7 protein-coding genes are annotated in these 9,444 nt (G+C 63.1%); 1 reads left to right on the top strand and 6 read right to left on the bottom strand.

The genetic code is table 11. The annotated features are described in order from the left end of the window. Positions 1–178 precede the first annotated feature (178 nt). On the top strand, positions 179–1,108 hold the full coding sequence (locus tag QRN70_RS02440) for a site-specific integrase (RefSeq protein ID WP_350224492.1): 930 nt from the start codon (positions 179–181) through the stop codon (positions 1,106–1,108). On the opposite strand, the gene QRN70_RS02435 is transcribed toward QRN70_RS02440, so the two are convergent. The 6 genes from QRN70_RS02435 to pmrG form a co-directional block, all read right to left on the bottom strand. Further along, on the bottom strand, positions 1,109–2,176 hold the full coding sequence (locus tag QRN70_RS02435; RefSeq protein ID WP_285415628.1) for an ABC transporter ATP-binding protein: 1,068 nt from the start codon (positions 2,174–2,176) through the stop codon (positions 1,109–1,111). After that, positions 2,173–3,768, bottom strand: a complete 1,596-nt coding sequence (locus QRN70_RS02430; protein ID WP_285415627.1) for an ABC transporter permease — start codon at positions 3,766–3,768, stop codon at positions 2,173–2,175. The genes QRN70_RS02435 and QRN70_RS02430 overlap by 4 nt, the downstream gene beginning before the upstream one ends. 3 nt (positions 3,769–3,771) lie before the next feature. Continuing rightward, positions 3,772–4,785: an iron ABC transporter substrate-binding protein gene (locus QRN70_RS02425; RefSeq protein ID WP_285415626.1), complete on the bottom strand. Its 1,014-nt coding sequence runs from the start codon at positions 4,783–4,785 to the stop codon at positions 3,772–3,774. Between the two features lie 265 nt (positions 4,786–5,050). Continuing rightward, on the bottom strand, positions 5,051–6,685 hold the full coding sequence (locus QRN70_RS02420; RefSeq protein ID WP_285415625.1) for an ArnT family glycosyltransferase: 1,635 nt from the start codon (positions 6,683–6,685) through the stop codon (positions 5,051–5,053). After that, positions 6,682–8,403, bottom strand: a complete 1,722-nt coding sequence (arnT, locus tag QRN70_RS02415) for a lipid IV(A) 4-amino-4-deoxy-L-arabinosyltransferase (protein ID WP_285415624.1) — start codon at positions 8,401–8,403, stop codon at positions 6,682–6,684. The genes QRN70_RS02420 and arnT overlap by 4 nt, the downstream gene beginning before the upstream one ends. 281 nt (positions 8,404–8,684) lie before the next feature. Then, positions 8,685–9,293 carry a lipopolysaccharide core heptose(II)-phosphate phosphatase PmrG gene (pmrG, locus tag QRN70_RS02410; RefSeq protein WP_285415623.1) on the bottom strand — a complete coding sequence of 203 codons (609 nt, stop codon included), beginning with the start codon at positions 9,291–9,293 and terminating at the stop codon, positions 8,685–8,687. Positions 9,294–9,444 lie beyond the last annotated feature (151 nt).

Raw genomic sequence — 9,444 nt, 5'->3', positions numbered from 1 at the left:
GAAAAACCGGTCGGTGAATCGTTTATCTGTAACTCATACAGCCACTGTTCAGACTGGCGCCGTTTATCGCGTTTTTTAGCGCAAAGTCCGACTGAAATACTCTTCTTTAGACTAAGTAGATTCGATTGTTAGTTGTTGTGTTGAATAGTTTTTATTTAAGGCCTCTGGTTTGATTGACTTGCCCGCTACACCCACCGATACCGTTAGAACCAATCCCCTGTCGTTGTACCTGGCACGATTGGCCCCCTCCAGCCAGTTGACCATGCGATACGTGCTGCAGGACGCCGCTGACCGTCTCGGCTTCGAAGACATGAATGTCGAGGAAATTCCCTGGCACGCCCTGCAGCCCGAAGATGTAGTGGCGCTGGTCGCTGCACTGCGCGAAGACAACTACGCCCCCAACACGTCTTCGTTGTATGTGAATGCGGTGCGCGGAGTGATGAATGAAGCCTGGCGCATGAGTCTGATCAGCCAGGAACACTTGTTGAAGATGCGTTCGGTCAAAGGCATTGCCGGTACGCGCTTGTCCCAGGGGCGCAACCTCAAGCGCACATTGATTCACGAGTTGATGGAAGTCTGCGCCGCCGATCCGCGTCCGCAGGGCCTGCGGGATGCCGCCGTGATTGCCTTGTTGTACGGCACCGGCATGCGCAAGTCGGAATCGGTCGACCTCGACCTCGATCAGGTCGACTTCAGCGAGCGCAGCCTGCGCGTCACCGCCAAGGGCAACAAACAACTGATCAAGTACGCGCCACCCTGGGCGTTCGCCAAGCTCGACGCCTGGCTGGAATTTCGCCGCTCGCAACTCAAGGAGGGGGAAAGCGACGACGCGTTTCTGTTCAACCGCATTCGCCGGGGCAGCCACATCACCCGCGAGCGCATCACCAAGCACGCGATCTATTACATCGCGCGCCAGCGCGGCACGCAGGTCGGGGTGAAAATCATGCCGCACGATTTCCGTCGTTCGTTCATCACCCGGGTGATCGAGGAGCACGACCTGTCCATCGCGCAGAAACTGGCCCATCACAGCAACATCCAGACGACCGCCAGCTACGACGTGCGCGATGACAACGAGCGGCGGCGGGCCGTGGACCGTTTCGACCTCTGATCAGGCCAAGTCGAACACATGCGCCGGGCCGAGCACCGACAGTTGCACGGCGCTCCCGGCTGGCGGCGCGTGCATGCCGGTGCTGCGTACCAGCAATGAGCGGCCCTGATCCTGGCTGGCCTGTGGGTGCAACTCGACGGTGAGGGTGCAGGTGTTGCCGGCGAAATCGCGCTCGACAACCACCGCCGGGCAGCCTTGGCGGGCGTCCGGCGAGTCTGGCTGATCGGAGAGTTGCAGTTGCTCGGGGCGCAACATGATCTGTGCGCTGCCGCAGAAACCGTTGCTGTTCACCGCCACGCGGCCCAGGTCGCAATGCGCCCAACCCGATTCGATCCGGGCCGGCATGACCACGGCTTCTCCAAGGAAATGCGCGGTCTGCTCGTCACCCGGGTAACGGTAGAGGTCCATCGGATGCCCCGATTGCACCAGGCGTCCGGCGCGCATCACCGCCAGTTGATCGGCAAACGACAGTGCTTCGCCCTGGTCGTGGGTCACCAGAATGGTGGTCACGCCGGCAGTTTCCAGCAGCCGCGCGACCATTTTGCGCATGGCGCTGCGCAGCCCGGTATCGAGCGCCGAGAACGGCTCGTCGAGCAGCATCAGCCGGGGTTGCTGGGCCAGCGCCCGGGCCAGGGACACCCGTTGCTGCTGGCCGCCGGACAGCTCGTGAGGCCAGCGGTTGGCCATATTGGCGTCCAGCGCCACGCTGTCCATCAACGCAAGGATGCGCTCGGTCCTGGCCGCGCCGGTGTCCGTCAGGCCGAAGCCGATGTTGGCGGCCACGCTCATGTGCGGAAACAGCGCGCCGTCCTGCGGCACGTAACCGATCTGGCGCTGATAGGCCGGCACGGCGTGGCTGCTGTCGACCAGGGTCTGGCCGTTGAGGGTGAGGCTGCCGGCGTCGGGAAATTCAAACCCGGCGATCATCCGCAGCAGGGTGGTCTTGCCGGAGCCGGATGGCCCGACGATCACTGTACGGCTGCCGGTGGGCACCGACAGGCAGATGTCATCCAGGGCTTTCTGCGCGCCAAAGGATTTACTGAGGGATTTCAGTTCGAGAGCGTTCATCGGCCAGCCGTGCGCCTTGATTGGTGATAGAGAATGGCCGTCAGCGGCAGCGACAGCAGCACCATCAGCAACGCGTAGGGCGCTGCGGCGGCGTAATCGATTTCGCTGGTCATGGCCCAGAAACCGGTGGCCAGGGTGCGCGTGCCGTTGGGGGCGAGCAGCAGGGTCGCGGTCAGTTCGTTGGTGATCGCCAGAAACACCAGCGCCGCGCCGGCGGCGGCGCCCGGTGCGGCCAGGCGCAAGGTAATCAGCCACAGTGCGCGCAGCGGCGAACGGCCGAGGCTTTGCGCGATGTTTTCCAGCTCCACCGGCGCCTGGGCGAACCCGGCACGCAGGCTGACCAGCGCCCGCGGCAGGAACATCAGCAGGTAGGCGAGCAGCACGGTGATCGTGGTCTGGTAGATCGGCCGGGCGAAATGAATGGTCACGGTCACCAGCGCCAGGGCCACGACGATACCGGGCAAGGCACTGGTGATGTAGTTGCAGCCTTCGAGCAGACGCTGCAACTTGCCCGGTGCGCGGATCGACAGCCAGGCAATCGGAATGGCTGCCAGACTGGTCAGCAGCGCGCCGGCCACGCCGAGCGACAGGGTCTGCAACAGCGCCGGCAGCCACTCGCCGCCTTGCCAGACCTGCACGCCACCGGCAATCAGCCAGCGCCCGAGGGTCAGCAGCGGCACACCGAGGGCCAGCACGCAGGTGACCACCTGCAAGCCCAGGCCACACGCGACCGCCTCCCGACTCAGGCGCACGATGCGCTGTTCCCGGGCGCTGCCGGAACCGACTCGTGCATAGCGTGCGCGGCCGCGCGAGGCCGATTCCACCGTGAGCATCGCCAGGCAGCACAGCGCCAGGACACCGGCGAGCATGTTCGCCGCCGGGCCGTTGAAGGTCGATTTGAACTGATCGAAGATCGCCGTGGTGAAGGTGTCGAAGCGGATCATCGCGTACAGGCCGTATTCGGCGAGCAAATGCAGGCCGACCAGCAACGCACCGCCGCAGATGGCCAGGCGCAGTTGCGGCAGCACCACGCGGAAAAACACCGCCCAGGGTTTGAGCCCGAGGGATTCGCCAACGTCTTCGATCGCCGGGTCGAGACGGCGCAAGGTCGCCGCAATCGGTAGATAAAGGAACGGGAAATAGGCGATCACCGACACCAGCACCCCGGCCGGCAACCCGTGCATCGAGGGCACCAGGCTGACCCAGGCGTAGCTGTGGACGAACGCCGGCACCGCCAGTGGCGCCACGGCCAGCACCGACCACAAGCGCCGGCCGGGCAGGTCGGTGCGCTCGGTCAGCCAGGCCAGCGCCGTGCCGAGCAGGATGCACAGGGGCAGGGTGATCAGCACCAGCAGCACGGTGTTGATCAGCAGTTCGGCCACCCGTGGACGGAACACCAGTGCCTGGATCGTCGCCCACCCGGTGTTCCACGACACGCCGAGTACAAAGGCGATAGGCAGCAGCGACAGCAGCGAAACCGCAATCGCCAGGGCTACCACCCACGATCCCCCGCGCCCTTGCAGGGCGCGGGTCTGGCGTGAGCGGCGGCGGGCGGACGCCGGGGCGATGTCTGCCGGAGCGGTTTGCGGCATCACTTACAGCAATCCGGCCTGGGTCATCAGCTCGACGGCTTTCTTGCTGTCGAGTTTCGACGCGTCCACGGTCGGCGCATCGAGATCCTTCAGCGGCACCAGTTTCGGATTGGACGGCGCATCTTTGCCCACGGCGTATTCGAATGAGCTGCCCGAATGGAGAATTTCCTGGCCTTCTTTGCCGGTGATGTATTTGACGAACGCCTGCGCCTCGTCCTGGTGTTTGCTGGAAGCGAGCACGCCGGCACCGGAGATGCTGACGAAGGCGCCAGGGTCCTGGTGCTTGAAGTAGTGCAGTCGGGTGTTTTTGCTGTTTTCGCCGGTCTTGGACTGATCGACGAAGCTGTAATAGTGGTAGATCACGCCGCTGTCGATCTGCCCGGCATTCACCGCTTTAAGCACGGCGCTGTTGCCGCGATAGACCGTGGCGTTGGTTTTCATGCCTTTGAGCCAGTCGAGGGTGGCCGCTTCACCTTTCTGTTGCAGTACGGCGGCGACAATCGCTTGGAAGTCGGCGCCCGCCGGCGACGCCGCCCAACGGCCTTTCCAGGCCGGCGCGGCGAGGTCGAGCAAGGATTTCGGCAGGTCTTTCTCGGTCAGTTTGCTCGGGTTGTAGACGAACACCGTCGAACGCGCGGCGATCCCCACCCATTGCCCGTGCGCGGGGCGATAGGCGCCGTCCACCTGCGCCAGGGTGGCGGGGGCCACCGGGGCGAACAGCTTGGCGTTGTCCACCAGCACCATGGCCGGGGAGTTTTCGGTGAGGAACACATCCGCCGGCGAGGCCGCACCTTCCTGGACGAGTTGGTTGCCCATCTCTGTGTCGTCGCCGTTGCGCACCGTGACCGGGATACCGGTTTCTTCGGTGAAGCCTGCAACCCAGGCCTTGGTCAGGCTTTCATGCTGCGCGTTGTAGACCACGATGCCGACGCTGTCGGCGGCGTAGACCTGACTGGCACCGAGCAACGCCGCCGCCAGCAGCGCGTGTTTCATCAACGACGGAAGGTGTGGATTCATGACCGGACCGCTCCTGCTTTTCAGACGTTATGTGAAGTCACTCGCGGGCGTATCAATGCGAATGATTTGCATGTTTTAAGCCGCTGGCCAATGTAGAGAGGCAAATGAGAAAAAAACGTCAAAGAAACCGTTAATACATGTCATTGCCATTCAGATTAGCCGCTAGTCGCCACTCGCACACGGGCCGTGCGTCACACCACGTCGTTATTCAGGACAGAGCGGGTTGAAACTGCGGATTGCGTACCGAGGCGGGGCAGAAGCGCTGCTATGAATGCAGCCGCGCACAGTGCAGCCACAGTGCGTCTGGCGCACACACCCGCGGGTAGGCGCGGGCACTGAAGCGGCGAACTGCCGTCTGACTGACCGGGTTGCCTTGGCGCAGGTCGTAGCCGCGCGGGATGTAGGCCACGCTTTGATCCTCGCGGCCATGGAAGACCTGCTCGCCACGGGTCGGCGTGGTGGTGATGACCTGATGGTCGACACTCAGGTAGTGCAATGGCAGGGCTTCGCCGCTGTGGTATTGCGCGACGATGATCGTGCGTTGCGGGTCCCAGCGTTCGCCGCTGGTGCGCTCCAGCCACGCCATCAGCGCGGCGCTGTCGCCGGTGCGCGGGAAGTCCTGGGTTTGCTGCACGTAATAGAACGGGGCGCCACCGGTTTGCAGGTACATCGGCACCTTGTTGTCGACCTCGATCATGACCATGCGCCACTGATTCAGCGGGGCCTGCTGGCTGGCCTGTTCCCGTACGGTGGCGCCGAAGCGGATAACGCCGCCACCGCTGTTGGTCCATGGATAAAGCACGCCGAGCACCGCGACCAGCAACACGCTGGTGGCGGCGAAGCCGATGTTCCAGCCGCGACCGGTGCTAGCGCGTGCCGCCATGCGCCGGGTTATCCACCAGGCACCGAGCAGTTGCGCAAACGGCACCAGCGGCAACACGTAGTAACTGCGGCGGCTGCCGCTGGCGGTGAAAAACAGCATCAGCAGGGCCAGGCCTTGAATCAGCCAGCGGGTGTCCGGTTCGAGCTGCCGCCAGTTTCGCGCGGCGACCCACAGGGCAATGATCCAGCACGGTGCCCACGGCAGGGTGTAGACCGGCAGGTAGACCAGATAGATGTAGATCGGGCCGATGTTGTCGAACGGCTGGAAGAAGCGCACGACGTTTTCCCGCAGCACCAGGCCCAGACCGCTTTCACCGTAGTTCGGCGCGCCGTAGAGGTGTGACAGCAGGAACGGCGTCATGTAGAACGCCGCGGCGATCGACAACGCTGCCATCAGGCGCAGGTTCAGGTGCTGTTTCCAGCGCCCCTCGTGCAACAGGTGCGGCAGCAGCACCAGCCCGGGCAAAATGAAACCGATCAGGCCCTTGAACAAGGAGGTCAGGGCCAGCAGGCCGAAGAACACCAGGTAACGCGAGAAGCGCCGGTCCTGCGGCCCGCGCCAGTACCACCAGACTGCCGCCAGGACACCGCAGACGGTCAGGATGTCGGCGGTAGCGACCCGCGCCCAGAAGACGAAATAGAACGTGGTGGCCAGCATCCACCCGGCGATCAGCCCGGTGCCTTTGCGAAACTGCTGTTCGCCGATCAGATACACCAGCCACACGCTCAACCACGCGGCCAGCACGGAAGACAGGCGCAGTGACCAGTGGCCCAGGCCACCGGTCAGCCACGCCGTGGCGGTGATCAGCCAATACGACAGCAGCGGCTTGTCGTAGTACGGGCCGCCCTTGAGGTACGGGTCGAAGTAGTCGCCGCTCTGCAGCATCTGCAGGGCGATGTTGGCCCAACGGGTTTCCGCGCCCCACAGCTCGCGGCTGCCCAGGCCAACCAGCAGCATCAGAGCGGTGGCGACCAGCAGGAGCAACAGGGCGCGGCGATCACGGCTGCTCGCAGTCATGGCTGGCTCTGGGCGAAGATGAAGATCTCGAGATTGCCGCGCTGGTAATGCTGGCCATCGATTGGCAACAGCTCGAGTTCCTGTTCTTCCTGCGTGCTGTTGACGCGCATGACCACGCCCACCGAGCCTTTCTTGCGTGCTTCGGTCATCCATTGGCCGACGCTGTCGAGGCTGACCTGGCGCGAGGCCATGGCTGGGTCTTCGAGGCCGTACTTGAGTTCGCCGACCGTGTTGAACAGATCGACCTGCGGCCGGCCCAGGCGCCACGCCAGCGCCGATGCCGCGCCCAGGTCGTTACTCAGCAGCGAACGGGTTTGACTCAGCGCCTGCTGATGCTCGGCAATGAATTGATCGGGCATCTTGCTGTTGACGATGCGCGCGGGCATGGCCGCCGGCAGCAACGCGATCAGCAGGCCGATGCCCAATGCCGGTGTCGCCCACAGTTGCAGCGGGCGGAGGATTTGCACCGCGTTGGCGATGATCCAGCCGATCAACACGATATAGGCCAGCGACAGGCTGAACATTTCCGTGTTCTCGTAGATTTCGCGAGTCGCCTGCAGATACAGCAGGGCGACCAGTGCGACGCCTGCCAGCACGGTGTTGAGCACACCGTTGAGGCGCAGGATGCGGCTGTCATGGTGGTCCAGCCAATCGATCACGGTGTGCGCCATCAGCAGGGCAAGCGGCAGCAGGCACGGCATGATATAGGTCGGCAGCTTGCCGCTGCTGAGGCTGAAGAATATCAGCGGCAGCAGGAACCACAGCGCCAGGAACGCGGTTTTGCCTTCGCGCTTTGCGCGCCAGGTGCGGATCAGGGTCGACGGCAGCAGCAACGCCCACGGCAGGCAAGAGGCGAACAGCAGCGGCAGGTAGAACCACCAGGGCCGCGCGTGCTGGGCATCCTCGCCGGCCGCGAAGCGGCGGATGTGTTCATGCCAGAAGAAGAACCGCCAGAAGTCCGGCTCGCGGTAATGCACGGCCAGCACCCACGGCAGGCTGACGGCGGCCGCGACCAGGACAGCCAGCGGGCCGTAGCGCAGCAGCTCGGCAAAGCGCCGTTGCCAGATCATGTAGGGCAGGGCGATCAACACCGGCAATAACAGGGCGAGAAACCCCTTGGTCATCAGGCCCATGCCGCAGGCCGCGCCCAGCAGTGCCCAGGCAAGCAGGCGCCCTCGCACCGTCTTGCTGTCAAGCGCAAACCACAGCGCCACCAGGCTCAGGTTGACCCACAGGGTGAATTGCGGATCGAGGTTGGCGTAGCCGGCCTGGCCGGCGATCAGGCCGAAACTCATGAACAGCAGGGCCGCTGCCGCGCTGATCCGCGGGTTGTTCCACAGCCGCCGCGCGAGCAGGTATGCCAGGCAGATACTGGCGCCGGTGCCGAGCGCCGAGGCGATGCGCACGCCGAACAGGTTTTCGCCGAAAATCGCCTGGCCGATGGCAATCATCCAGTATCCGGCGATCGGCTTTTCAAAGTAGCGAATGCCCATGAAATGCGGGGCGACCCAATTACCGCTCAGGAGCATTTCCTGGCTGATCTGGCCGTAACGGGTCTCATCGGGAATCCACAGACCATGGGACGCCAGCGGCAGCAGGTAAAACAGCACGAACGCCACGACCAGCGCTGCAATTGCCAGGCGTTCGATGGCGGTAGGCGGCTTGATGGGGAGCAAATGACGGACAGCGTGGCGCAGCGGCTTGTTCTCGGACGTCATGACTGGACCTTGGTGCAGAAACGGATTACGTAGTTCAGCGATTCATTCGGCACACTCCGGCGCGGCTGAGTCACTGGGTTGGAAAAATGCAGGTGCGTCGTTGGGTGGATGTTTCCTGCATTCGGGAACTGGCGCGCTTCCAGCACGAAGTTCTGCTTGAAAGACAAGCTTGAAAACGGGAAAAGTCCAGCCGTTGCCAATGTTTCATTTGTTACGTCATGTACTCAGGATTAAATATTAAATCGTGCGCGTATTTGTCTGCTTATTGTGCGAGTCCACCATTACTTGTCGATTTTTGCCCAGCCGTCAGCATTCATGATGCCGAGCACCTTCAGTTGCCCTTGCGCATTAATGCGCACCATCAGCGCACTGCCATATTCGGCAAAAGTGGCGCGGGGATAACCGGTCTGCTTTTCGAAATCACTGATGCAACCGCTGTGCGTGATCAGTACCAGATTGTGCTGCGCGACCTTGTGCGCGACGACGTCGTTGCGCAGGGTTGGCCCGCACACTTCGAGCCATTCCTGGGTCACCGCATCATGGCCGAACATGTAGTGCGCGGTTTGCGCAGTACGGGTCAGCGGGCTGCTGTAGACCTGGGCCTGCTGCATGCCCAGTTGGATGAACCCCAGGCCCACGGCACCTGCGGCGATGCTGCCGGCCTGAGTAATACCATCGGCCGGACCCAGGCAAATATTGCTCGAGCGGTCACAACGTTCGGTGTGCCGCACCAGCGCGACAATGTCCCCGGCCTGCCAGGCGCTCTTCCATTCGGCAGTCGCGGCGGCGCCGGCATAGGCCAGGTTACGCGGCGTCTTCTGCCACCAGACAAACCCGCTGACCAGCACGATCAACAGCAATCCGCCGGCGAGCGCAACCAACAGGCGCAACCGCGATACGCGCCATGGTTTGGCCGGTGAATGTAATTGCGTTAGTTCAGCCACAACGTTGCCTCTTGTAATGACGAAGTTCCATTCAATGCAACGTAAGTTTGATCAGCGCCGCTACTTTACGGGTGCCTGCTTGAATGGTTGCTGAACA

Origin of the sequence: Pseudomonas sp. efr-133-TYG-5 (assembly GCF_030209175.1) — a bacterium.
Lineage (GTDB): Bacteria > Pseudomonadota > Gammaproteobacteria > Pseudomonadales > Pseudomonadaceae > Aquipseudomonas.
Note: the sequence above shows the minus strand (reverse complement) of the source record. Positions and strands in the feature narration are given on the sequence as shown.

Bases quoted from the DNA above. Each gene is read 5' to 3' on its own strand.
- QRN70_RS02425 (WP_285415626.1), bottom strand. From the start codon at position 4,785: ATGAATCCACACCTTCCGTCGTTGATGAAACACGCGCTGCTGGCGGCG.
- QRN70_RS02435 (WP_285415628.1), bottom strand. From the start codon at position 2,176: ATGAACGCTCTCGAACTGAAATCCCTCAGTAAATCCTTTGGCGCGCAG.
- QRN70_RS02430 (WP_285415627.1), bottom strand. From the start codon at position 3,768: ATGCCGCAAACCGCTCCGGCAGACATCGCCCCGGCGTCCGCCCGCCGC.
- arnT (WP_285415624.1), bottom strand. From the start codon at position 8,403: ATGACGTCCGAGAACAAGCCGCTGCGCCACGCTGTCCGTCATTTGCTC.
- QRN70_RS02420 (WP_285415625.1), bottom strand. From the start codon at position 6,685: ATGACTGCGAGCAGCCGTGATCGCCGCGCCCTGTTGCTCCTGCTGGTC.